The sequence below is a fragment of the Burkholderia sp. GbtcB21 genome (assembly GCF_019091065.1).
Classification (GTDB): Bacteria; Pseudomonadota; Gammaproteobacteria; order Burkholderiales; family Burkholderiaceae; genus Burkholderia; species Burkholderia pyrrocinia_C.
Genome location: NZ_JAGXKA010000013.1, coordinates 1 through 22,988 on the forward strand (window position 1 = coordinate 1; position 22,988 = coordinate 22,988).

Annotated in this window: 20 protein-coding genes and 2 pseudogenes; 8 read left to right on the plus strand and 14 right to left on the minus strand. The window is 66.1% G+C overall.

The features are described 5' to 3' along the window. Nucleotides 1–379 precede the first annotated feature (379 nt). Complete coding sequence (locus tag KVT39_RS25455; protein WP_217590580.1) at nt 380–850, plus strand: ATPase; 471 nt, start codon at nt 380–382, stop codon at nt 848–850. Between the two features lie 188 nt (nt 851–1,038). Here the strand turns inward: KVT39_RS25455 and KVT39_RS25460 are convergent, their stop codons facing one another. The 8 genes from KVT39_RS25460 to KVT39_RS25495 all read right to left on the minus strand — a co-directional run bounded on the left by KVT39_RS25460 (nt 1,039) and on the right by KVT39_RS25495 (nt 12,076). Beyond that, nucleotides 1,039–1,725 (minus strand): DUF429 domain-containing protein, encoded by a 687-nt coding sequence (locus KVT39_RS25460; protein WP_131949425.1) that lies wholly within the window; start codon nt 1,723–1,725, stop codon nt 1,039–1,041. A 9-nt stretch (nt 1,726–1,734) separates the two neighbouring features. Then, on the minus strand, nt 1,735–2,259 hold the full coding sequence (locus KVT39_RS25465) for an HD domain-containing protein (protein ID WP_034182569.1): 525 nt from the start codon (nt 2,257–2,259) through the stop codon (nt 1,735–1,737). A gap of 121 nt (nt 2,260–2,380) precedes the next feature. Next, the gene (locus KVT39_RS25470; protein ID WP_217590466.1) at nt 2,381–5,851 is read right to left on the minus strand and encodes a YhaN family protein; all 3,471 of its coding nucleotides are present in this window, start codon (nt 5,849–5,851) and stop codon (nt 2,381–2,383) included. 3 nt (nt 5,852–5,854) lie between these two features. Then, the gene (locus KVT39_RS25475; protein WP_131949423.1) at nt 5,855–7,105 is read right to left on the minus strand and encodes a DNA repair exonuclease; all 1,251 of its coding nucleotides are present in this window, start codon (nt 7,103–7,105) and stop codon (nt 5,855–5,857) included. A 54-nt stretch (nt 7,106–7,159) separates the two neighbouring features. Then, on the minus strand, nt 7,160–7,252 hold the full coding sequence (locus tag KVT39_RS25480) for a CbrC family protein (protein ID WP_162631812.1): 93 nt from the start codon (nt 7,250–7,252) through the stop codon (nt 7,160–7,162). Between the two features lie 386 nt (nt 7,253–7,638). Beyond that, nucleotides 7,639–8,418 (minus strand): hypothetical protein, encoded by a 780-nt coding sequence (locus KVT39_RS25485; RefSeq protein WP_034182566.1) that lies wholly within the window; start codon nt 8,416–8,418, stop codon nt 7,639–7,641. Nucleotides 8,419–8,793: 375 nt separating this feature from the next. After that, entirely contained in the window at nt 8,794–9,357 is a 564-nt protein-coding gene (locus tag KVT39_RS25490) for a hypothetical protein (protein WP_217590467.1), read from the minus strand. A 733-nt stretch (nt 9,358–10,090) separates the two neighbouring features. Further along, entirely contained in the window at nt 10,091–12,076 is a 1,986-nt protein-coding gene (locus KVT39_RS25495; RefSeq protein WP_131949422.1) for a gamma-glutamyltransferase family protein, read from the minus strand. On the opposite strand from KVT39_RS25495, the gene KVT39_RS38540 reads away from it, so the two are divergent. Then, complete coding sequence (locus KVT39_RS38540; RefSeq protein ID WP_279608111.1) at nt 12,013–12,468, plus strand: DUF2165 family protein; 456 nt, start codon at nt 12,013–12,015, stop codon at nt 12,466–12,468. The genes KVT39_RS25495 and KVT39_RS38540 overlap by 64 nt on opposite strands. A 136-nt stretch (nt 12,469–12,604) precedes the next feature. Then, the gene (locus KVT39_RS25505; RefSeq protein WP_217590581.1) at nt 12,605–13,543 is read left to right on the plus strand and encodes a site-specific integrase; all 939 of its coding nucleotides are present in this window, start codon (nt 12,605–12,607) and stop codon (nt 13,541–13,543) included. A gap of 38 nt (nt 13,544–13,581) precedes the next feature. Here the strand turns inward: KVT39_RS25505 and KVT39_RS25510 are convergent, their stop codons facing one another. From KVT39_RS25510 to KVT39_RS25520, 3 genes and pseudogenes are all read right to left on the minus strand, one after another. After that, the gene (locus KVT39_RS25510) at nt 13,582–14,061 is read right to left on the minus strand and encodes an RES family NAD+ phosphorylase (protein WP_034182563.1); all 480 of its coding nucleotides are present in this window, start codon (nt 14,059–14,061) and stop codon (nt 13,582–13,584) included. Next, entirely contained in the window at nt 14,058–14,513 is a 456-nt protein-coding gene (locus KVT39_RS25515) for an antitoxin Xre/MbcA/ParS toxin-binding domain-containing protein (RefSeq protein ID WP_034182562.1), read from the minus strand. The genes KVT39_RS25510 and KVT39_RS25515 overlap by 4 nt, the downstream gene beginning before the upstream one ends. Nucleotides 14,514–14,839: 326 nt before the next feature. After that, a pseudogene (locus tag KVT39_RS25520) lies at nt 14,840–14,932 on the minus strand (catalase); the annotation flags it as partial. On the opposite strand from KVT39_RS25520, the pseudogene KVT39_RS38545 reads away from it, so the two are divergent. The 3 genes and pseudogenes from KVT39_RS38545 to KVT39_RS25535 all read left to right on the plus strand — a co-directional run. Continuing rightward, nucleotides 14,931–15,077 (plus strand): annotated as a pseudogene (locus tag KVT39_RS38545) (helix-turn-helix domain-containing protein); the annotation flags it as partial. The pseudogenes KVT39_RS25520 and KVT39_RS38545 overlap by 2 nt on opposite strands. A 324-nt stretch (nt 15,078–15,401) precedes the next feature. Beyond that, entirely contained in the window at nt 15,402–15,713 is a 312-nt protein-coding gene (locus KVT39_RS25530) for a DUF4148 domain-containing protein (protein ID WP_175749322.1), read from the plus strand. A 344-nt stretch (nt 15,714–16,057) separates the two neighbouring features. Beyond that, a complete protein-coding gene (locus KVT39_RS25535; RefSeq protein WP_217590468.1) occupies nt 16,058–16,771 on the plus strand; it encodes a dienelactone hydrolase family protein in 714 nt (237 codons plus the stop codon). Nucleotides 16,772–17,239: 468 nt separating this feature from the next. Here the strand turns inward: KVT39_RS25535 and KVT39_RS25540 are convergent, their stop codons facing one another. Together KVT39_RS25540 and KVT39_RS25545 are read right to left on the minus strand one after the other, a co-directional pair. Further along, nucleotides 17,240–18,181, minus strand: coding sequence for a LysR family transcriptional regulator (locus tag KVT39_RS25540; RefSeq protein WP_034182559.1), 942 nt, complete (start codon nt 18,179–18,181; stop codon nt 17,240–17,242). A 299-nt stretch (nt 18,182–18,480) separates the two neighbouring features. Further along, on the minus strand, nt 18,481–19,779 hold the full coding sequence (locus KVT39_RS25545; RefSeq protein ID WP_105393174.1) for an adenylosuccinate synthase: 1,299 nt from the start codon (nt 19,777–19,779) through the stop codon (nt 18,481–18,483). 140 nt (nt 19,780–19,919) lie between these two features. On the opposite strand from KVT39_RS25545, the gene gcvA reads away from it, so the two are divergent. Beyond that, entirely contained in the window at nt 19,920–20,825 is a 906-nt protein-coding gene (gene gcvA / locus KVT39_RS25550) for a transcriptional regulator GcvA (protein ID WP_217590469.1), read from the plus strand. 180 nt (nt 20,826–21,005) lie between these two features. Here gcvA and KVT39_RS25555 read toward each other — a convergent pair whose 3' ends face one another. Continuing rightward, nucleotides 21,006–21,317: a hypothetical protein gene (locus tag KVT39_RS25555; protein WP_034182556.1), complete on the minus strand. Its 312-nt coding sequence runs from the start codon at nt 21,315–21,317 to the stop codon at nt 21,006–21,008. Between the two features lie 781 nt (nt 21,318–22,098). Here KVT39_RS25555 and KVT39_RS25560 point away from each other — a divergent pair. Beyond that, on the plus strand, nt 22,099–22,389 hold the full coding sequence (locus KVT39_RS25560; protein ID WP_217590470.1) for a hypothetical protein: 291 nt from the start codon (nt 22,099–22,101) through the stop codon (nt 22,387–22,389). Nucleotides 22,390–22,988 lie beyond the last annotated feature (599 nt).

The window sequence follows — 22,988 nt, forward strand, 5'->3', positions numbered from 1 at the left end:
CCTCTCCCGCGCCGCGTTTCCGTTAGCGCGAAAGAGGCGTGATTCTATGCACCCCGCACCCTTCGCGCAAGCCCCTTTGTGAAATTATTTTGAAACAGTCACCGTGCGCTATCGCGCACGGTGACTTGGGGCTCGACGGGCCCGGCATCACAGCGCGAGCCGCCCGCTATAGATGCGGGACAAGCCACTCTTTCTTCCTATAAATAGGAGACGAGCGGCATGACGCTCCCAAGCGCGCTCCGGGTTCACATCCCCGCCAATCACCGGGCCGCCGAACACGATGTCGCACCGACCGGCTGCAATATCGCGCGTTCACGCCTTCATCGGTTGCGCAACCCTCCTGCGGAACGGACAAGGAGACCTTACGCAGTCGAGTATCATGCCGCGACCGAACCACGCACTCACATCGACGATGGACAGCACCACTCAACCCGGCGACGCCGATCTTCGCGACGAATATGCAGCGCTGCGCGAGCGCGCCATCCTGCTCGAAGAACAGGTCCCGCCGCTTCTGCAACGCATCTCGGATGTATTGCCGCGGATCAGCGGCGAATCCGAACTCGCGGACGAGCATCGCGAACGGCTCATCGGCGCACGCAATGCGGCGCTGGTTTCGATCGAAAACTATCAGCAGGCGATTCCTTTCCTGCAGACGGCCGACTCGATCATCGAGCAGATGGACAAGACGCCCGAGCGCGACGAAGACATCGAGTGGCGTGAATCCCTGCTGCAACGGCTCGACGAACTGATCGACGTCGCGGTCGTGATGATCGACGATGCGGAAGGCTACTTCGAACAGGCGCAAGCCTGCGATCTGTCCAGCGTGCCGAAATCCATCCTCGAGGATTGAGCAGTGCCGCTCGGGACCGCGCGGCGCACCGGCGTCATGTCGTGTGCGCCCGCAATCCCGACGCGTGCCGACAGACAATCGCTGCCTGACACCTTCGTCGTCAGGCCTGCCGCACACCTCCCGCAAAAGCTCACCTTGTCGCAACGACAATCCTGCGATCTGCGCCCGCCCGGGGTCGCGCGTCGCAACTACAACGAGTCGAGCACGATCGTCTCGCTCACGATCGGCACACGGATATATCCACCCTCTGCATCGCCATATGCATGCGCGTTCCCGTCGATGACGTATTGCGCCGTCAGCGCGCAAAGGGTCGCGTCTCGCGCATCGACGGATAGCAGCGTCGACACGTCGATCCCCAGCCGCTCCAGCAATTGCCGGCGCTGGTTGCGCTTCTGCTTCGCCGATGCAACCGCCTTGCCCAGCATCGCGCAGGTAATCGCGTACGGATAGGTTTCGAAGCTCGCGCGCCCGCCCGCATAGTGCGCGCCGGTAAGCAACGGATAGGCATCCGCAAGCGCGCGGTAGACACGCTCTCCGATGAACATCCAGTCGAAGAAGCCCGACGTGCTCGCGACCGCCTGCTCCCGCGACGGCGTCGGAAAGCACGAGATTCGTTCGCGCGCGAGCGCCTGCTCGGCCGCCCGGCGCCCGCTTCCCGCCCACCACAGGCTCGGCGCGTCGACGCCAACGGCCATGACGTCATGGGCGAGGCACAGCGCAGGCAACGCCTCGGGCGCGATCCGCCGTTCGCGGCAAACGACCGTCGACCCGCGCAGGATCACGAGATCGCATAGCTTCCTGTCGCCCCCGACGTCGACACCCGCCACGGCAGCCGGTTGCCGTGCGGCGGATCCGACGGATCGGGCCGATCGCATGCGGACGCCTCAGTCCGCGGGCCGTGCGCCGTACGCGGCGTCGAAAATGGCCTCGAGACCGGGATGCACGCCGCGCATCGGATCGACGACCGACTTCGCCCAGTCGAAGTACGCCTGCTTGCGCTCGAGCGGCCAGTCCGCGGGCGGATGCCGCGCGATGTCGCGCAGGTTGCAGATCTTGTCGGCCAGCTTCACGAGCTTGGCGCGCCGGCTGATGGTAGCCGCATGCTCGACCTGCAGGCGCTTGCGCTCGTCCTTCGGCAGCGACTTGTCGTCCGTGACTTCCATTACGATGTCCGCCACGTCCTTGCCGAACAGCCGCAGCAGCTCCTGCTCGGTCGTCTCCGTATCCTCGACCGTGTCGTGCAGCACGGCCGCGACGATCACGCGTTCGTCCTCGACGCCGGCTTCGTTGGCCAGCACGTCGGCAAGCGCGATCGGATGATTGATGTACGGCGACGCTTCTTCGTCCTTGCGCCGCTGATTGCGATGCTTGTCCGCCGCGAACGCGATCGCGGCTACCAGCTTTTTCATGTTCCCCCCTCGTGTGGCCAGTCCCGCGACCGGCAGAACCGGCCGCGTGCATTTCGGAACCGCACATACTACCTGCTCGCGATGACCCTTCCCGTGTGCCGGCATCCCTGCGCGCCCCGCGTCACGCGCCGGCCGGCGCGCGCTGCAGCTCGACCACGTTGACCCGCGCGCCGAATACGTCCTTCACGAGCGGCAGCAGGTGGTCGTGGTGCGTCAGGAACAGCACCTGGGTTCGCGTCGACAGATCGCGCAGCGCGTCGAGCCCGGCCTTCGCGCGCGCGTCGTCGAAGTTGATGAACAGGTCGTCGGCAACGAACGGCAGCGCGGTCCTGCTGCCGAGCTGCAGCTCCAGCGCCGCGATTCGCAGCGCAAGGAACAACTGGTCGCGCGTTCCTTCGCTCAACCCTGCGACCTCGACCGACGCCCCCTTTATCCGCCGTGCATACAGCGCCGGCGGCGTCCGTTCGGTATCGACGGTGAGCTTCGCGAACTCGCCCAGCGTGAGCCCGGCGAAGATCTCGCCCGCCCGCCTGAGCATCGGCCCCTGCTTCTGGTCGCGATAGCGGTCCGTCGCCCACTTCAGCAAGCGGCTTGCGGTGGCCGCCTCCAGATACTGTTCGGCCGCGTCGCCCATCGCCGCGAGCGCTTCCTGCCGCTTCGATTCGGCGACGGCCGCGTTCGCCTGGCCGTCGATCGCGCCGAACGCCTGGTCGGCCACGACCTGCTGCTGCGCGAGCTCGTTCAACCGCTTGCCGACATCGCTCAGCGACTGCTTCACCGCCTCCAGACGCGCCGGCACGTCGGCGATGTCCTGTTCCGCGACCTCCGCCTCGACGGCCGAACGGGACAGCCCGTCGCCGTCGCGCACCAGCGCCTCGTGCGCGGCATCGACCGCCTGCCGAAGCTGGCGCTGTCGATCCGAGCGTTCGGCCAGCGGCAGCGCCGCGTCGATCGACGCCACGCCGGCCAATTGAAGCAGCGGCTGGATACGCGCATCGGCGCCCGCCACCGCCGCGGCCGCATCCGTGACCTTGCCGTCGGCCTGCCGCACGGCTTCGTCGGCACGCTCGATCGCGCGCGCGATTTCCTTCGCGGCCGCGAGACGCATCGCCAGCCTGCGTGCCACGTCCAGCCAGTCGCCGCTCGCCAGCCATTCCGGCGCGAGCGCTTCGGCAAGCCGCCGCGCGCCGGCCTCGAGCGCGGCCAGCTCGGCGCGGATCGCGGCGATGCGGTTGCGCGGCGCATCCGCATCGGCCAGTTCGGCCGTCACCGCATTCGCGAGCCCGAGCGCGCCTTCTGCCGCTGCCAGCGTCACCGCGCTCGCGGAAAGTTTCGCGTCGGCCAGCGCGTCGCGCCATTGCGCGTGCCACGCATCGTAGGCTGCTTGCGCATGGCCGACTCGCGACTGCGCCGTTGCGCATCCGCGTTCGGCTTCCCGCGCGCGGTCGTCGAGGCTGTCCTTCTGCGCGATCGCTTTCTCGGCCGACTGCACGAACGTCTCGGCGATGGCGACGAGTGCCGCCAGTCCGTCCGTCTCGCTGCCTCGCGACACCGTATGCAGCGCCGAACGCAACGCGGCTTCGGCACCGGCGCGCTCCGCGCGAATCGTGTCGAATTCGCGGCGCTGACGGTCGAGATCGGCCTGCGCAGCGAACACCGTATCGCGCTTCGCGAGCCAGTCGCCCATCGCCGCCAGCGGCATGCCGGGCACCGCGGCCGTCGTCGCGAGTTCGGCCCATGCGTCGCGATGCGCGGCCAGCTCGCGTTCGCGTTCGTCCGACGCAGCCTGCCTGCGCGCGACACCGGCACGCGCGGATTCGACCTGCTGACGCAGCGACTGCAGCGTCGCCGCCGCCTGCGTAGCGCCGAGCTGCGCATCGACGAGTTCGTCGGCGAGGCGAATCGCGTCGTCGACCGCCGGTGCGCCCGTCGCCAGATCGACGGCGCCGCTGCGGATCTCGCCCCAGACACCGTCGCGTCGTGCGCGCGCCGCCAGCACGTCGGCGGTCGTGACGACCTTGTGGTTCTCCGCGAAATGCTTCTCCTGCAATTCGAGCCGCTCGAGCTCTTCGAGCGCGCCGTCCCGCGCGTCGCGCGCGGCAGCGGCCGCGCTGGCGCGTTCGCTGTCCTCCTTGAGCAGCGCGCCGAGCCGCGCCGCCGACGGCACGTCGAGCGCGCGCAGCGTATCGACCGGCATGCGCCACTGGCCGAGCGCATCGAGCGCGCCGGACAGCGTGCGTTCGGCGGCAGCGATTTCATGTTCGAGCGCCTGTTCGCGTTGGCCGCTGTTGCGAAAGCCTTGCGCATCGGCGAGCGCCGCGCGCAGCGCCTCTGGCACGTCGGCGGTCGACAGGCGCGCCCGTTGCTCCTGCACCTGCGCAAGCTCGCGCGTGCGTTCGTCGAGCGATTCGCGCGCGCCGGCAAGCGCCTGATGCAGCGCGCCATGTTCGCGCAGCAGGTTCGCGACGGTCTTCAGCGACAGCGCCGTCGGCAGCGACGCGCGCAGCGTCGCTTCGTCCGTCGGCCAGTCGAGCTGCGCGGCCGCCGAAAATGCGGCGGACAGGTGCCGCTCGACGTCGGCGCCGAGCAGCAACAGATCCTGCGCGTGATTCATGCACGCGCCGCGCAGCCGATCGAGCGCTTCGATGTCGGCTTCGAGCGCCAGCGTATCGGCGTCGGCATCGATCGCATCGCGCGCCTGCCGTTTCGCAAGCAGGTCGGCACGCCGTTCTTCGAGCACCTTCTGTTCGGCCGCGAGATCGCCCTGCGCCTTCAGCAGGTCCGCATACGCGGTCGGCGGCAACTCGACGACCGCGCCCAGTTCTGCCAGCGCCGCATCCTTGACCGTCAGCTCCTTCAGGTATGGTGCCAACCGCCGAACGCGCTCGAGCTTCGAGCGCAGCGATTCGAGCCGGCGCTGCTCCGCGCGCGCGTGCTCGATCTGCTGTTCGACCGCTTCGCGCGCGTCCTTGCGATCGACCCAGTCGCGCGTGCGCACCTGGACCGTCTTCAGTTCGGTCACGGCTTCGTTGAACGATGTTTCTGCCAGCGCAAACGCGCTGCCGCTGCGGCGCGGTGCCCAAAGTTCGACCGAACGCGCGTCGAGTTCCTCGCGCACCGGCCCGAGACTGCCGACACCGGCAGCCGATTCGAACAGCACCTGGCCGAGCTTGTCGGATGCATCGAGAATACTGCGGCCGCCGTCGACCAGCCGCCCGTGATCGAGCCCGAACATCTGCTCGAAGAATTCGCGCGTCGCGCCGTCGAGGATGGCGGCCAGATAGTCGTCGGGAAGCTTGTCGTCGGCAGGCGTGCGCAACGGACTGCGTCCGCGCGCACGATGAAACGCGAACTCGCCCGTGCCGTTCTCGAGCACGCCGCCGATCCGCAGTTCAGGCGTGCTGTGCAGGAAATCGAGCGGCGTCTGCAGCTTCATCCCGAACAACAGCTCGGACACGGCCGTGCGGATCGTCGACTTGCCGGCCTCGTTCGGCCCCACGATCACATGAAAATCCTCGCCGGCCGACGGGAACCGCAGTGTTTCGTCGGTGAACTTGCCGTACTTGATCAGATCGAGCTGGCTGATGCGCATCGCTTACTCCCCCCTTGCCAGCCGCGCGAGCAGCGCGGGACCGACCTGCTCGACCAGCGCCGTGAGCTCGCCCGCGCGCGCCATCGTCAACAACGGCACTTCTTCCTTCACGTCGCTGCGGACCTTGCCGACGAACGGCTTCAGATCGCGTTCGAGCAGCGCGAGGAAATCCGGATCGTGCGCGGCTTCGGCCAGGATCTGCTTCAAATCCTCCAGCGCTTCAAGCTGCTCGCTCTCACCCTGCTGATGATCGGCGGCAGACGTCGCGAGCCGGACCTTCTCCAGCCACAGCCGCTCGTTGCCGATGATGCCGATCTGGTTCAGCACCTCCGCACGCAGCTGCGGCGCGCGGCCGAAAAAGAGCCCGTGCGCGGGCGTGCGCCCGGTGACCGTCACGCGCACCGCGCGCGGCACGTGGCCGTCGACGGTCAGCAGCGCCTCCAGCGACTGGCCGATCTTTCTCGACAAATCGGCGACCGTGAAGCAATCGGATGCGTCGACCGACACGGCTTCCCACCGCAGCACGTCGAGATACAGGCGCTCGACCTGCGTACGGCCTTGCTCGACCGTCACGAGCACCGCGCCGCGCCGGCCCGTCTCGCGGATATGGCGCCCCTGCAGGTTGCCGGGAAACACGACGGTGGACGGGCCCGTCCACTGCTGGAATTCGTGCACGTGGCCGAGCGCCCAGTAGTCGTAGCCTTTCGCGTGCAGTTCGGCCAGCGTGCACGGCGCATAGTTCGCGTGCGCCGCATAACCTTCGAGCGCTGTGTGCAGCACGCCGATGTTGTAGTGCCCGGGCACCGGGTCCGGATAGCCGATCGCGAGATTGTCGACGACGGCCTTGTCCTTGAAGCTCTGCCCGTGCAGCGCGACGTCGAATTCCGGCAGCCTGAAGGTTTCCGGCTTGCGGTGGCCGAACACGGTGACGTTGTCGGGCAGCGTCAGCTTCTTCGTCATCTCGCTTTCGGCATCGTGGTTGCCGCCGAGGACGAACGCGCGGATGCCCGCCTTGCGCAGGCGCCCCATCTGCTGGCCGAAGAAGATGCCCGTGTTGTGATCCTTCCAGTCGCCGTCGTACAGGTCGCCTGCGATCACGAGGAACGCGACTTCCTCTTCGATCGCACGATCCACGAGCTGCCGCAGCGCCTCGCGCGACGCGTTGCGCAACTGCGCGGCCGGCGCGTCGGGATACGCGCTCAGGCCGTGCAACGGGCTGTCAAGGTGAATGTCTGCCGCGTGGATGAACTTCACGAAGATTCCTCTGTTTCATGACGAAGGGCGGCGCCGCTCGCGCAGGCCCGGCCGTCAATCGCAATCCTGGTAGCCGCGCGCATCCGACCGGATCACGCTGCCGGTTGCCAGCGGGTCGGGATGGTACCTGAAAGCGGGTAACGACATGGGGTTCTCCGTCGGTCCGGATGGTGGAGAAAGCACGCGATGCCAATTCGAACGGCCATTGTGCCGTGGCGCGACTGTCTTACCGCCGTCGTGCGCGAGATATTTCCACCGAACGTCGTTGCCGGCCGGTGCGTCGTGGCCATTCGATCGCATGGCCGCTGGCGGGACGCACCGATTCGGGCGTCGGCGTTTGGAAACCGACAGCGCCAGCACCGCTGTCTTCAACGCAACCGATATCGTCCGGCGGTTTCGTATTCGCATGGATCGCGCGGGATCGCCGCGGGGTTCGTCGTATGCACCGGCGTGCCACCCGGGTAATACCGTTTCCGGATCGCGCCGCGTGCGTCGTTCGTCGAGACGAACGCGGCGCGATCCGCTGCATGCCATCACTCGCCGCGCGGCACGGGCGGCGGCGCAAAGCCATTGTCGTTGCCAGGGAACGGATTCGCGTTGCGGCGCAGCGCTTCCTCGTCGTTCTCCTTCTGCGCGAACAGCGCGACGCCGATCACGCCGACGTTCGCGGCATCGCCGTACTTCGAGTTCGCGACATAGCTGTCAGGTACCGCCGCGAAGCGGAACGCGGCGACTTCGTCGCGGCTCTTGCGGAAGCCCTCGATCGTCAGCGTGCGGCCCGGATACAGCACGTAACCGCCGTTCGTATAGCTGCCCGGCCGCCCTGACAGCACGTCGAGCCCGTCGACCGTCGACACGACTTCGAACGTGCGGCGCCCCTGGTTGCGCAGCACGATCATGTAGCGCGAACCCTCGACACCTGCCATGTGCCAGCGGCCGTTGTTGCGCGCGAGGCGCAGCGGCGCGCCCTTCTCGTCCGTAAACGACAGCGCGATGTCGCCGTTCGCGAGCGCGACGCGGGTCGGCAGCCGGCGCACCTGGGATGCGGGCAGATGTCCGGGCAGCGCGTCGTTGTAGTAGACCGACGCGAGATCCGTCGGCTTCGCCGGATCCGCGCGTTCGAATTCGACATTGCGGGTTTCGGATCGCACCGACTCGCCCCACGCGGTGCCGAGCCCGCGGCGTTCGCTGGCGTCCGGAACCAGCGGTGAAGCCGCAGACGCGCCGATACTGCCTGACGGCGGGGGCGGCGCTGCGCAGGCGGCCAGCCAGAGCGCGCAGGCGAGCGCGAGAAGACGGAACAGGATGGTCATGACGTGATGCCTCGGAATGTTATCGGGCCGCGCCGGGCGGGCCGGAACGGCGTTTTGGTGTCGTCTGTCGTCACGATGTCGATCGGACATGCTTGCCCGCGTCGGCCGGCGCTGCCATCGCGGCAGCCCGGCAACCGGGAGCCCCGCTATTTAAGCATGGCAGCCGGGTAATGGGCAGGGGCCGCGCGCGTCGCCTGTCGCGGGCTCGTGCCCGGGGCATCCGGTAGCGCACGTGCCCATCGCGCCGCCGGATTCGCGGCGAACGCCGATGCATCACTGTATTGCGACGAACATCGAACGGCGCGCTATGTGCGCCGATAAAAAACGGCCCGGCCCGCTTCGAAGCGGGCCGGGCCGTGATTGGATGCGTGCTGCTTACAGCGCGCCGCCTTGTGCCGAAGCCGAACCCTTCACGCCGACCGATGCGCCGCCCTGCACCGAGTTCGTCGCGCCTTCGAGCGCTTCGCCGGCCTTCGCCTTCGCGCCGCCCGCAACGTCGCCTGCCGTCGACACCGCGCCTTGCGCGTGGCTCTTTGCGGTACCTGCGACGTGCTTCACGTGCGACTTCGTCGAGTGTACGGCCGAGGCCGCGGCATCCTTCGCCGTGCCCGCTGCCGAACCCACCGCCTGGGTCGCGCCGCCCACCGCATTGCCGGCTGCCGCGCCGACGCCGCCGACCGTCTTGCCGACGCCGCCGACCGTCTTGCCGACGCCGTTCAGCGCGCCGCCGACGAGGTTGCCTGCGCCCGAACCCGAGCCTGCCGCATTCGCGCCGGCGCCAGCCTGCACGCCCACGCCGCCGCCGAGCAGCGGCGTCTGGACCTGTGCGCCGACGCCTGCGGAACCCTCTGCGCCGGTCTGGGCCGTCTGTGCGAAAGCAGCCGACGTCGCCATCGCCGTCAGAGCGGCACCCAGCAGAATCGTACGAATCTTGTTCATGGTCATTCTCCCCAAAGACGTTGTTGCTGCGAGCCGCGTTCGTGCGGCTTGTCGCATGCCTCGCCGCGACGTGCGGCAGGTGGAGCTAATGTAGCGGCGCCGACGCGCAAAACGATTGATTTGCAGGGACTGTTACTTCAGTTGCAAATGCTGACGATTGACTCACACTGTTTGACAATCGGGGGCTTGAGATGGGAAGACGGCGTACTTGCCGGCGAGCAGGTGCGAACCCGACGGCATGCGGCACGGGTCGCCCCGCGATCACGCTTCACCCGATCGTCGCGCATCGGGAAACCACGAAAGTGAAACGGCTAGCAGGGAAACCAGCCGTTTTTATAAGCATCCCAAAGTATGTGTGTCGACCGGCCGTCGGTGCGGCACGACAACCGACGCGGCGCGATCGATTCGATATCGTCGGACACGCACGCCGCCGCTCCGGGTTGTCCGATGCGCCGAAGGCGAGCTTGAATGCCTTTTCCCGCAATGCGTCTGCTGCCGGCTTGTCGATCGCCGTACCCGGATCGCCGTCGATTGCGTCGAACGGCTCGGCATCGCGACTGTCCAGCGCGCTGTCGCAATCGACATCGCCGAGGAAATCGAAAAGCCTGGCGCCGACAAGACTGCGTCCATTTCAAGCAGACGTGCGTGCGTCATTGCAGCCCCTTAAAGAAACACGGCCCCGATCGCCTGTTGGCAGATACAGGCAGATCGGGGCCGTGCGCGTTCCGCCCGGTTACGGCCGGAACGTATCGCCGAGCACGACGCCTTCGCGACGCGGATCGGTGCCGCCCTGCAACGCCGGCGACTGGCCAACCGTCACGCGCATCACCGTGTTGACGCCGCTCGCCTGCGCGGACGTCGACACCTTGTGCCCGAGCGCGAGGAGCCCCGTGATCAGCGGATCGTTCGCGCCGTTGTTCGCCGTGTTGACGTTCGGATGCTCGCCGCCGATCGTGGTGGTCGGGCTGTTGCTCGCGCCGAAGTCGACGAGCCCCGCCGACTGCTGCGCGTCGAGCCCCCAGTCGAGCGCGCCGACCAGCGTCTTGACCACGTATTGCGGAATCGTGCCGCCGCCCGGCGAACCGGTCGCCATCACGAAGTCGCCGCGCGAGCCGTCGGCAGCCTGCCCGAACACGATCGTCGGCGCCATCGAGCTGCGCGGCCGCTTGCCCGGCTGCAGGCGGTTCGCCACCGGATTGCCGGATGCGTCGAGCGGGTTCGCGGAAAAGTCGGTCAGCTGGTTGTTCAGCAGGAAGCCGTTGGTCATGTGGAACGAGCCCATGCTCGACTCGACCGTCGTCGTCGCGCTCAGCACGTTGCCGTCGCCGTCGACGATCGTGAACTGGTTCGTGCCGTGCTCGATCAGCGTCGTGTCGACACCGAGCGGCACCGCGCCGAAATTGCCGGGCTGTGCTGTGCCCATGCTCTTGGTCGTGTCGATCAGCGCCGCTCGCGATTTCAGGTACGGCTTGTTCAGCAGCGTGTCCCACGTGCCGCCCGGCAGCGGTACGAAATCCGTATCGGCCACGTACTTGTCGCGGTCGGCATACGCGAGCCGTTCGGCCTCGGTGACGAGGTGCACGCCCGCGACGGTCGGCTTGCCGCCCTCGAGATCGATCGCCGTCGGCTTCAGCGACTTCAGGTCGAAGTTCTCGAGAATGCCGAGCGCCGCTGCGACCGCGATGCCGCCTGACGACGGCGGCGGCATCCCGCACACCCAGTAGCTGCGATAAGTCGTGCATACGGGTTCGCGGCGCTTCGCCTGATACGCGGCCAGATCCGCGACGGTCGTCTTGCCCGGTGTGAGCGTCGAGCCGTCCGCGCCCTTCGTCGTGGCGATCTTCGCGACGATGTCCTGCGCGATCTGCCCGGTGTACAGCGCATTCGCACCCGACTGCGCCATCAGCGTCAGCGTGTGCGCGTACGCGGGGTTCTTCAGTACGGTGCCGAGCGTCTTCGGCGAGCCATCGGCATTCAGGAAATATGCGGCGGCCTCGGGGTCGCGCTTCAGGTTCGCGGCGTTTGCCGCGATCGCGTCGGCGAGCCGGCCGCCGATCGGGAAGCCGTTGGTCGCGAGCGTGATCGCATCGCCGAACAGGTTCTGCCACGGCAACCGGCCGTGATCCTGCTGCAGTGTCTCGATGAGCCGCGGCACGCCGATCGTGCCGATCGAGCGGCCGCTGGCGCGCGCGTTCGGCAGCGGCGCCGAATGGTCGGTCGTGTCGTCGACGTAGCGCAGGTAGTTCTCCGTCGCGGCGGCCGGCGCGGTTTCGCGGCCGTCGTATGCCTGCAGCGTCTTGCCGCGCGCATCGTAGTAGAGCAGCACGCCGCCCGACCCGAGGCCCGTCGCCTCGGGCACCGTCAGGCCGAGCACGGCCTGCACGGCGACCGCCGCGTCGGCGGCCGTGCCGCCTTTCTTCAGCACCGCGCAGCCGGCCGCGCTCGCGTAAGCGTTCGACGTCGCCACCAGGTAGGTCTTCGCATAGACGGGCTTCATCCCGGTGCGATAACCCGACGACGCTTCCGGCAGCGACGGATCACCCGGCTGGTTCGAGCCCACCACGACCGTCGCGCCGCTGTTGTCGACCGCGAGGCAGCTCGTATCGGTCGAAGGTGCCGGCGTGCGCCCCGCTTCGTTCTCGACGTCGCCGCCGCATGCGGTCAGCAGGGCAGCCGCGAGCAACGCGGACGCATACGGGAAAATCGCTGTTCTGTTCATTGTCTGTCGATGTTCTTTTAGGTCGTTGCGATGGACATCGCGCTGCCTGCAACCCCCTCGGTGCACAGGCAACGCGTTCGATAGTCCCACGAACAAATTTTTTTCCGCAACAAGGAAATGACGCGACGCGACTGGCCGTTGTATGTGCAGCGCCACCGCACCGGCATGAGGGTTCGCTTGCTGCACTGCATCGGCGCGCGCAGGCCCTAGCCCCGCGTCAGCGCGTTGTCGAAATCGCGTTGGACACGCCGCTCGCGCGGGCAATTCCTGCGGCCGTGGCCAGTGGCGAATGGTTCGGGATGTGGATGTCGAAGCAATGGAACGGCGTACCGGACGCGTTCCGGTTCTTCATCACGCTACTGCTCGTGCTTGTTTGCTTGTTTGCTTGTTGACCTGACGATGCACGACGACGGTATCGACGAGACGCGTGCCGCGCACCGACGCGCCGGTTGCATGGCACGAACCGGCCGGATTGGAATGGACATCGGGACGATTGCCGGCGTCACCGCGTCCGGCTATAAATCGTGGATGGATACGAATCGCTGGATTCACGATCCCGTCGGCGCCTTTCGCGCATGGCAGGAAACCACCGCGACCGGCGCCGGCCGCCGGCCGTTCGCGCCGCGCTCGGTCGTGCAGCACGTCGCGATGTTCGAACGGTTCCTGCGCCATCTGATCGCGCACCGCGTGTCGCTGGCCACGTTCGGGCCCGACCACGTCGCAGCCTTCCTGACGGAGCTCGAACGCACGTGCGCGCCCGGCACCTCGACCCGCGTGCGTTACGCGAAGCTGATCGACCGGCTGGGCCGGCATCTGGTCGACACCGGCGTGCGGACGATCCAACCGGCCGGCCGGACGACGCGCCATCTCACGTGGCCGGACGGTGAGCCCGAGCCGTGCTACCTGCCGCCCGACGCCGACGCGGCGCTGCAGCGCCATGTGCAGCCGCGATCGGACGACACGCCGGCCGACTGCCGGAATCGCGCGATCGTCGCGCTGCTGCTCGCGAGCGGCATCACGTCCGCCGAGATTCGCGCGACGACGCATGACGCACCCGATCTCGACGCGCTGCCGCCGGCGCTGTCCGTGCCGCGCGATCGCGCGCGGCCGGCGCGCCGGATCGAACTCGCCGCGTTCGCGCTGGCACCGCTCGCCGCATGGCGTGCGCGTTCGACAGACGCACCGGCATCGGTACTGCTGTTTCCCGCGCCGCGCGGCGGTGGCGCGATGAACGACATGTTTCTGCTGCTCGTGGTGCGCGACGCGCTGACCTCGATCGGCTTCCACGCAGCGGACATGAGCCCGCGCGTGCTGCGCAACACGTATGCGCGCCGCCAGTTGCTCGCCGGCCACGCGCACGCCGATGTCAGCGCCATGCTCGGTCTCGTCAGTACGCGAACGGTCACGCGCATCCGGCAGACGCTGCCGCCCGATGCTGCCGCGGATCGCGCCGCGCACGAGCGTTGAAGCAGCTCACGGCATGGGCCCTGCCCTGTTCTTTTTTCCTATTCGCCCGGCTTCGACTCGATCAGCCGCAGAATCCGGGTGTCGTACGGCGATTGCATGACTTCCGCGACGCGGATCTCGGGTGCGGCCGGGTGCAGCGGATTCAGCAGGAAGTTGTGCGCGTGCGGCACGACGACGCTCGGGACGCGCAGCAGCGCGCTCGGCTGCGTGTGCAGCCACTCGGTGCCGGCGCTGCGGGTCCAGTCCACGTTCGTTTGCCAGTCGTCCGGCGCGTCGCCTTCCGCGATCTCGGCGACGTCCACCGATTCCGGCACCTCGATACGAAGCAACTGGTATCCGCTCGGCAATTGCGCGACGGTGGCGATTTCGAAATGCACGAGCGTCTCGAGCAGCGCGAGTGCCGGATGCTCGGCGAGATACACGACGGGCTGTCCGGCAAAATGCCAGCGCCCGCCGGCGCGCAACCCGCCGATGCCTTTCAGGTCGGCGTAATTGCTGATCCGCCACAGCGTCGTCAAGCGAAGTACCCCTCGTCGATCTGCGTGAGCACCTCTTCGACGAGCCGCGCGCCATGCTCGGTGCTCGCCATGTCGAGCGACGTGCGGCCGCCGAAGCGCTGAAGCCCGTTGCGCAGCCACGCCATCGCCTTGTCCTGGTCGCCGAACGTGGCCGTCGCCTGCGCGACGATGCGCGCGAGGCGAATCGCCTTGTCGGATTCCTCGGGCGACAGGCGTTCGTGCGCCTGGCGACGGTGGCTCAGCGTGCGGCGCGGGATGATGAAGGCCAGCTCGTCCGATTTCAGCCCGCGCTCCGACAGCCGGTCGATTACCGAGACGTCGATGCGTGCGCTCGCCAGCTCGGCAAGATCCGCACCCGATCGGACGCGGATCGCCAGCAGCTGCTCGAGAATCGTGAATTCGGCCTGACGCGGATGCGCGATACCCGAAGGATGAAAAGCGATGGTGCTCATGACCTCTCTCCGGCAATTTGCCCAATCATTATAGGCGTTTTGCCGAGGACTTGTGGGAGCGAGGTTGGGAGAGCCGTTGTGGCCTGTCCGTCAAGCGTCGGCGAAGGAGCCAGCGGATGTGGCCGGCTGTCTGGGCAGCAGAATCCGGCGGTTGCGAATCGAAGATTCGCCTGGGTGAGGTGATGCAGTTATTCAGTATATAAAGTTAGAGAAACATCTGGTGATTGTTACGTAACAACTTTTTTACTGACTTAACGCGATTCCGCCCGCGGCGGTGCTCGCGAAGCGTTCTCGAGCACGCGTCGACGGAGCGTGGCCACCAAGAGACACTTCGGTGCGTTCACCGGAACCTGATTGAAATTGACGCCGAGACGGTAACGCTGCGCATCGCCGGCGAAAAACAGGCGCGCCTGCAACACGGCGGCTCGTCATTTGCTCGAGAACGCGCATGACACGCAGAAACAGGTCGCCGCGAAATGCGGCTTCGCGAATGTCGATACGCTCAGGCGGTCGTTCACTCGGCACGTCGGGATCACACCCGCCGAATATCGGAAGCGTCAGGCGGCCCCCGACCAAGTGACACGGAAGTGCATGGGCTATGCCGACCATCTCGCCCAAATACTTCGGAATGCGATTCAATTGATCGTCACGTGGCCGCCGGTCGATCGATCACTTCAGGCCCCGAATGGCTGTGTGCCGGGCCCATGCAGCGCGAGCCGACAGCCCGCAATCATCAGACAAAACCACCAATCCCCACGGATCGTTTACCCAGTTGCAATAATTATTCGCTGGAACGCGTATTTCCGACCGGTAACGCGATCGCTACGATGCAAATCAACCGCTGAACGCAACAAGCGAAGCGCGAAATCAACGAAACCGGAGGTCATCATGAAGTCGTTCATCTACGCTGTCGTCGCCGCAACCGCCCTGTCCGCCTCGTATGGCGCATTCGCACAATCGAACCCGTCGGGCCAGTTGACGCGTGCCCAGGTGCGCGCGGAACTCGTCCAGCTCGAACAGGCCGGCTACAAGCCCGAAGTCTCCGATCCGTACTACCCCCGCGCGCTGCAGACGGCACAGGCCCGCGTAACGAACGCCGATGAAACCGGTTACGGCGCACAAGCCGCCGCCGACGTGCGTGCCGGCCGCACAATCGCGGTCAAGCAGGATGGCCGCGACTCCGTGTATTTCGGCCAGTAAGCCCGACGCACACGCGCGTTCCGATCCGCGCGCGGCAAACGAAACACCCTGCTCTGAACTGCACCCCAAAAGTTGGAATTTGATCCGACCTTTGGGGTGTTCGCTTTTCGGTGATCCGCTCCGTGACCGAATCGCGACCGTCGATCGACACGCCCCCGCCGATCGCGCGCCGCGCGGCGCTGTTCACGCAGGCAGCCGGCGTTTGCGCATAGAATGGCCGCGTGGTCGGTGTCGGCCGAAATGAACGCGAGCGAAACCACGACGCCCTGCATGCCCGATCGTCACCACGCCCGCTGGCCGGCCCGCTGCCGTACTCATCGCATTTTTCGAAAAGGAGCGGTTTCATGTCTCAAGCATCCGGTTCCATGATCACGTTTCGCCGCCCGGACGGCCAGGAGCTGCAGGGTTATCTCGCCAGGCCGGAAAAGACCGAAGGCGCGCCCGCGGTCGTCGTCATCCAGGAATGGTGGGGGCTGAACGACCAGATCCGCGGCGTCGCGGATCGCCTCGCGCGCTGCGGCTACTTCGCGCTCGTGCCCGACCTGTATCGCGGCAAGTCGACGGTCGAGGAAGAAGAGGCACACCACCTGATGACCGGCCTCGATTTCGGCGACGCCGCATCGCAGGACATTCCCGGCGCCGTCACATATCTGAAGACGTTGGCTCCGCGCGTCGCGGTGACGGGCTTCTGCATGGGCGGTGCGCTGACGCTGTTGTCGCTGCAGTTCGCCGACGCGGACGCGGGCGTCACGTGGTACGGCTTCCCGCCGCTCGACTATCTCGATCCGGCGAAGCTCAAGGTGCCGCTGATGGGCCACTGGGCCACACAGGATGCATTCTTCGCGATCGACCAGGTCGACGCGCTGGAAAAGAAGCTGACCGATGCGAAGGTCGGTGTCGAATTCCATCGTTATCTCGCGCATCACGGATTCGCGAACGAAACGGCCGTCGGCCCCGGCCGCATCTCCGGCACGCAGTTCGATCCGGCGTGGTCGCAAGTCGCGTGGGATCGCACGCTTACGTTCTTCGGCCGCACGCTCTGGGCGAAGCCGCAGTAATACGCGATCGACGCGCTCGCGATAAGCCGGCGCAAAGAGAAACGCCACGGACTTTCATCCGTGGCGTTTTTGTTTGCCGGGTACCGTCTGCGCGACGGCGCCCGCCGCGATCGCCAGGCCGGCGTGAAGGAGCCCGCAGCGGGTTGTGAATTATCGATCTGCCATATCGTTTCAGGTTTGCTGGAGAGGGTGCGGCTTCACGCACGTGGGCTTCAGGTGCGCGAAGCCGCACACCGCCGCGCGAACGCGATGAAGCAGGTCGAACCGATTCCAGGAAGTTGGCACCGCGCATCGAACCAACGATGTTCGATATCGAAAGCAAGCGATTTCATAAGGACGTGCTCGTTGCCGTGGGCGTCGTTTCCCGGGTCGATCGCGATCGCATCGTCGACGTCTGTCTTAAATGCAGGATTACCGATTATTTTATTTTCCGGAGAAAACGCGCATACGAACAGCGGCAGTGCTGACTCAGGATTTGCAGGACGCGTTCAGCGCGGCCTCGTCGGCGGACAGCATTTCGGGCACGCATTCGCGCAGGAAATCGACGAACGTGCGAATCTTCGCGTCGAGATACTGACGCGACGCGTACAGCGTGTAGACCGTCAGCTTCTGCAACCGGTATTCGGGCAGCACGCGCACCAGCGCACCGCTCGCGAGCGCGGGCAGTGCGGACGACATCGGCAACGAGCCGATCCCGAGGCCGGCGCGCAGTGCGGCACCCAGCGCATCGGCGATGTTTACCTGGAAATCGGGCAACGGCAAGTCGAACGTCTCGTGACCGTCCGGGCCGTCGAGATGCCAGCGATCGCGCGGGAACACCGAAGTGACCATCTGCAGGCACGCATGCCCTTCGAGCTCGCGCACCGTGCGCGGCGTGCCGCGCTCCTTCAGATACGCGGGCGACGCGCACAGCACGCTGTGTACGTCGCCGAGCCGCTGCGACACGAGCCCCGAATCGGGCAGCTCCGTCGTGCTCAACTGCAGCGACACGTCGTAGCCTTCGTCGATGATGTCGGGCACGTGCTGCGACAGCGTCAGCTCGACCGCTACCGACGGATAGCGCTGCCGGTAGCGCACGACCGCGGGCACCACATACGCCTGGCCGAAACTCGTCGTCGCGTGAACGTGCAGCCGTCCGGACGGCTTCGCCTGTGCGTCTGCCGCCTCGGCTTCCGCTTCGTCGATATAACCGAGGATGCGCTGGCAACGATCGAGATAGCGCTGCCCGGCGTCGGTCAGCGCGATGCGGCGCGTGCTGCGGTTGAGCAGACGCGTGCGCAGATGCGTTTCGAGCTGCGCGACCGAACGCGATGCGTATGCCGTCGTGATGTCCAGGCGCTGGGCCGCGCTCGTGAAGCTGCCCTCCTCCGCGACCCGGACGAAAATGCGCATCATCTGTAACGTGTCCATCGGCCTGTCCCCGGGATTGAGATCACGGCGCGCCGCCGCGCGGCCGTGATGCCGGCGGCTCCGGCGCGGGCCGGTCTGGCGCGAAGTGTGCGGAACAGTACAGCAGCGCTGCAGGCGTGTCCAGTTCGCCGTATGCGGCGTGATCCGGACGCCGAACCGTATCGCGGAGCCGCCCTTCGCGCCGCGTCCGGGCCGGGCGTGTACGCGATCGAACACGCCGGCACGCAAACTACATCGGGTCGGCAAAAACTACCCGGCAACCACGATGCCGATCCGCGATTTACGTCATCAACGGCACGTTACGCGGCGGCCACCGCATCGAACGGATTACGCAACACGATCGTGTCGTCGCGCTCCGCACCGGTCGTGATCATCGATACCGTCGCGCCCGCGACCGCTTCGATGCGCGCGATGAAATCCTGCGCTGCGCGCGGCAGCGCCGTACGCTCGCGCACGCCCTTCACGGTGCCATGCCAGCCGTCGAATCGTTCGTAGACCGGCTTCGCGCGCGACTGCACATCGAGGCTCGCAGGCAGATGGTCGACCCGCGCGCCATCGAGTTCGTAGCCGACGCACAGCTCGATCGACTCGAAGCCGTCGAGCACGTCGAGCTTGGTGAGCGCCAGCGAATCGATGCCCGAGATCCTGACCGCCTGGCGCAACTGCGCGGCATCGAGCCATCCGCAGCGCCGCGGCCGGCCGGTGTTGACGCCGAATTCCTGCCCGCGTGCGCGCAGCGCTTCGCCGGTTGCGTCGATCAGCTCGGTGAGGAACGGGCCGCCGCCGACACGCGTCGCATACGCCTTGGTCACGCCCAGCACGTGGCCGAGCTTCGACGCGCCGAGGCCCGTGCCGGCCGCTGCCGCCGATGCGACGGTGCCCGACGACGTCACGAATGGATACGTGCCCCAGTCGATGTCCAGCATCACGGCCTGCGAACCCTCGAACAGGATGCGTTCGCCGCGATCGGTCGCGTCGTTGAGGTCGGCCCAGACGGGGCGCACGAACGGCAGGATCTTCGGCGCGAGATCGACGAGCGTCGCCAGCATCGCGTCGCGCGAACACTCGTCGAGTCCCAGGCCACGGAACCACGCGTTGTGATGGTCGACGAGCACGTCGAGCTTGTCGGCGAGCCGGCCGGGTTCCGCGAGATCGCCGATGCGCAGCCCGCGACGCCCGACCTTGTCCTCGTAGGCCGGCCCGATCCCGCGCAGCGTGGTACCGATCGGTTCGCGGCGCAGGCGCTCCTGTGCCTGGTCGATCGCGCGGTGAATCGGCAGCACCAGCGCCGCGTTCTCGGCGATCGACAGGTTGTCCGGCGTCACCGACAGCCCGAGCTCGGCCATCCGCGCGATCTCGGCGAGCAGCGCTTCCGGATCGAGCGCCACGCCGTTGCCGATCACGCCGCGCTTGCCGCGCACGATGCCGCTCGGCAGCAGCGCAAGCTTGTACGTCTTGCCGCCGACGACCAGCGTATGGCCCGCGTTGTGGCCGCCGTTGTAGCGTGCGACGAGGTCGGCCTGAGCCGCCAGCCAGTCCACGACGCGCCCCTTGCCCTCGTCGCCCCATTGGGCACCCACGACCACCACGTTCGGCATGCTCCGCACTCCATGTGAGAAATTCAGACACTCGTTCGGCCGAGCCGGCCGTTTGTGTGCCATATTGGCGGAGCTGGATCGCCCGATCAAACGATTAAACCTGAACTATCGCGTGAGTAAATTTCACGCGAAACGATGCAATGGCCCGACGTCTTCCTCCGTTGAATTCGCTACGCGCGTTCGAAGCGGCCGCCCGACTCGGCAGCTTCACGCTTGCCGCCGACGAGCTGTGCGTAACGCACGGCGCGATCAGCCGGCACGTACAGCAACTGGAGGCGTGGCTCGGACGGCCGCTATTCGAACGCCACAACCGGCGGGTCGAGCTGACCGATGCCGGCCGCGCGTATCTCGCCGAGGTCGGTGCGTCGTTCGACCGGATCGCGCTCGCCACCGCGCAGCACTTCGGCCACGCGCAGCAGCGCGTGCTGCGCGTCAGCGCGCCCGCGACGTTTTCGTTGCGCTGGCTCGTGCCGAAGCTGTCGTCGTTCCAGGTCGCCCATCCGACGATCGAGGTACGGCTGTCGACGTCGAACGAGCCGATCGAGAAACTGCGCGACAAGGTCGACCTGATCGTTCGAGGCGGCCCGCAGGCCATCGACGGTTACGTCGCGGAGGAATTCCTGTCCGAAGTCCGGCTGCCGGTGTGTGCGCCGAAGCTGCTGGAAGGCCGGCCGTTGCTTGCGCCCACCGATCTCGCCGGCTTCACGCTGCTGCACGCGGCGACCTATCCCGGCATGTGGCCCGAATGGCTCGCGGCGGCCGGACATCAGAATCTCGTGCCGCGACATTCGCTCACGCTCGAGCATTTCTACCTGACGCTGCAAGGCGCACTCGACGGACTCGGCGTCGCGATGGGGCCGATCGCGCTCGTCGCGGACGACATCGCCGAAGGCCGGCTCGTGCAGCCGTTCAGCGAACCGGCGCTGCCGCCGTGGCGCTACTTCACATACGTGGCATCCGCGCGCGCGGACGACGATGCGGTGCGTGCATTCAAGGACTGGCTGAAGGTGACGGGGAACGCAGCCGCATCGGACGCGGAGCACTGACCGTATCGACCATACCGGTCTTGCCCGCCATTCAATGCAGGATTCCGAATCAAATAGTGCGAACGTGCAGATCGGGTTTGCCGTCGTTCATGACGGGCATCCTGCTTTTGACGAGCATCGCGTGACCGCGATGCTCGCGGCAAGCCGCGGATCGTACCTTGGCTTGCTACCGAACGGCGCTTACTGGCTTGCGCCGGCGGCCTTCTTCTCCGCGTTCTGCAGGTTCTGCGGATAGTTCGGGTCGTTGGCCGCCGGCTTGTAACCGGCGTCTTCGAGTTTCTTCAGCTCGGCGTTGTTTTTCGCGCGCGCAGCCTTGCGCTCCGCTTTGCGTTGAGCCCTGGCCGCCTTGCGTGCCTGGCTCTTCGCCGCCTTGGCGTCCTGTGCAGCAGGCGCGCTGGCGGGATCGGTCTGGGCAAATGCAGGAACTGCCGAGCCGAACAGGAACGCGGCTGCGGTAGCAGCCAGCGTGAGTTTTCTGATCTGGATTCGCATCGCTGAACTCTCTTTTCTGATGATTATCACGGTTGGAAAGACCATCGAGATACCGCCCCTGTCCTGATCGGTCGTCATGTCGCGATCGGGACCTGTGCATCATAACCGCGTCGTGAAAAATGTGGCGCCAATGTGCAAACGGAGTTGGGGATACACGTATGGGAGAACACGTGGACGTTGCTCTACCGTCGCGCGGAAGAGGCAGGGACGGTACATTGCGTTTCGGCGCGCGTGAAGATCGCGCGGTCGAGGCAGCGGAAACGTCGGACGTACAGCACGCTTCGGTGATGAAGATCGATCACATGACGTGATGCGAGGCTGCGATTCCGATGACATTCGTATCGTCGTGTCTAGCTCGCATGCCGATTGCTGTTTCATAGGTGGTGTTGGCAGCACGCTCATGCTTGCCGTGATCTGCATCACACGAAGCGCAATCACCGCAATAGTTGTCGATCTGTGTGCAATGTTGCCGCTCGACGCGGCTCCAGCGACGGGTTCTCCCATAAACGACCACGATTCGGTTCGTCCGGTGATCGATGCGATCGTCTCGTGTTACCGCACCGGAAGGCGATGTGCATGGCTACCTTGGCCGGTGAAACTCATCGTCGTCTGGTGTGTATAGCGAAATGGGTAGACGCTCGGCGTAGGGTGAAGACGTTGACCAGCTCGCCCTCACGAATGCGCGAGGGTGAGCCGCACAAGCATTGCGATACTCCGTCCGGCACACGTTGCGCGTCGTGTTGAGCGGCGACAACACTGGTCAGTCGGCCCGATTCTGCTCATGAACACTTCAGGAAACGCGCGCGGGCCACAGATTTTTCATTCGACGATTTTGGCCGTCGAGTATCCCGTGCGGATGCCGCGGCTGCACAGCTTGCATATACCTGTGGGACGCGTCGCCGGTGAGCTTTTCCGGGATCAGGAAGTTTCTGACGGTGAGAATCTTCGGGATCGTCGTCCGAATTCGATTGCGGTGAGCTTCTTCAGCGGGCGCATCTTCACGTTGGCTCGTCACTCTCACGAGATCGGCCCAGGAGCCGGCGGCCTGTGCGGCTTGGGGGCGGGGAGGTGACTCTTGCTTCCGGGAGGTTGTGTTGGCCTCTCGTTGCCATCCTAGGGCACAGCGTTACTCTTCGGTCGATCCAAAGGTAGAAAGTTGCGGGACCTCGGGGCGGGGAGGCAAGCCGCGTCTATTTCCTCTGTGCACGGTCCACAGGCTAAATGTGACGAGAAGCGTCGATAGACGACCGGCAAAAAACTTGTCCACAGACCGGGAAGCATGAGTACAAAAAACCATTCGCGTGCCGTCCAGCATGATTTCGAACTGCTATGGGTGAAACTGACGATGTCCGTGCGTTCGGTCGCTGATCCGATTTGCCCGTCGATCACAGGAGTGCGGGTCGTCGCGGCTCTGGCTTTTTCGGTCCCATAGATGGGAACCTGAATGCGGAAACCGATGATTTCTGCCCGATTTCCTCCCATAGGTTTCTACTTTTAAGTGTTGTGAGTGGGCACTCACCTCTCCGGGAAGCCTTGTTGGGCTTGAGGCCTTGCTGCATCAAGGCCTCAGACTCTGTCCAGCAGGCCCGAATCGAAGCAGCGGGATGCTTAACGGACCACAGACGGATCCCATGGGTAGCGGTTTATGGGGCTTGTCTTTCTGTGGCAGCA

Bases quoted from the DNA above. Each gene is read 5' to 3' on its own strand.
- KVT39_RS25455 (WP_217590580.1), top strand. From the start codon at position 380: ATGCCGCGACCGAACCACGCACTCACATCGACGATGGACAGCACCACT.
- KVT39_RS25460 (WP_131949425.1), bottom strand. From the start codon at position 1,725: ATGCGATCGGCCCGATCCGTCGGATCCGCCGCACGGCAACCGGCTGCC.
- KVT39_RS25465 (WP_034182569.1), bottom strand. From the start codon at position 2,259: ATGAAAAAGCTGGTAGCCGCGATCGCGTTCGCGGCGGACAAGCATCGC.
- KVT39_RS25470 (WP_217590466.1), bottom strand. From the start codon at position 5,851: ATGCGCATCAGCCAGCTCGATCTGATCAAGTACGGCAAGTTCACCGAC.
- KVT39_RS25480 (WP_162631812.1), bottom strand. From the start codon at position 7,252: ATGTCGTTACCCGCTTTCAGGTACCATCCCGACCCGCTGGCAACCGGC.
- KVT39_RS25485 (WP_034182566.1), bottom strand. From the start codon at position 8,418: ATGACCATCCTGTTCCGTCTTCTCGCGCTCGCCTGCGCGCTCTGGCTG.
- KVT39_RS25490 (WP_217590467.1), bottom strand. From the start codon at position 9,357: ATGAACAAGATTCGTACGATTCTGCTGGGTGCCGCTCTGACGGCGATG.
- KVT39_RS38540 (WP_279608111.1), top strand. From the start codon at position 12,013: ATGCGGTCAGCAGGGCAGCCGCGAGCAACGCGGACGCATACGGGAAAA.
- KVT39_RS25495 (WP_131949422.1), bottom strand. From the start codon at position 12,076: ATGAACAGAACAGCGATTTTCCCGTATGCGTCCGCGTTGCTCGCGGCT.
- KVT39_RS25505 (WP_217590581.1), top strand. From the start codon at position 12,605: ATGGATACGAATCGCTGGATTCACGATCCCGTCGGCGCCTTTCGCGCA.
- KVT39_RS25515 (WP_034182562.1), bottom strand. From the start codon at position 14,513: ATGAGCACCATCGCTTTTCATCCTTCGGGTATCGCGCATCCGCGTCAG.
- KVT39_RS25530 (WP_175749322.1), top strand. From the start codon at position 15,402: ATGAAGTCGTTCATCTACGCTGTCGTCGCCGCAACCGCCCTGTCCGCC.
- KVT39_RS25535 (WP_217590468.1), top strand. From the start codon at position 16,058: ATGTCTCAAGCATCCGGTTCCATGATCACGTTTCGCCGCCCGGACGGC.
- KVT39_RS25540 (WP_034182559.1), bottom strand. From the start codon at position 18,181: ATGGACACGTTACAGATGATGCGCATTTTCGTCCGGGTCGCGGAGGAG.
- KVT39_RS25545 (WP_105393174.1), bottom strand. From the start codon at position 19,779: ATGCCGAACGTGGTGGTCGTGGGTGCCCAATGGGGCGACGAGGGCAAG.
- gcvA (WP_217590469.1), top strand. From the start codon at position 19,920: ATGGCCCGACGTCTTCCTCCGTTGAATTCGCTACGCGCGTTCGAAGCG.
- KVT39_RS25555 (WP_034182556.1), bottom strand. From the start codon at position 21,317: ATGCGAATCCAGATCAGAAAACTCACGCTGGCTGCTACCGCAGCCGCG.
- KVT39_RS25560 (WP_217590470.1), top strand. From the start codon at position 22,099: ATGAACACTTCAGGAAACGCGCGCGGGCCACAGATTTTTCATTCGACG.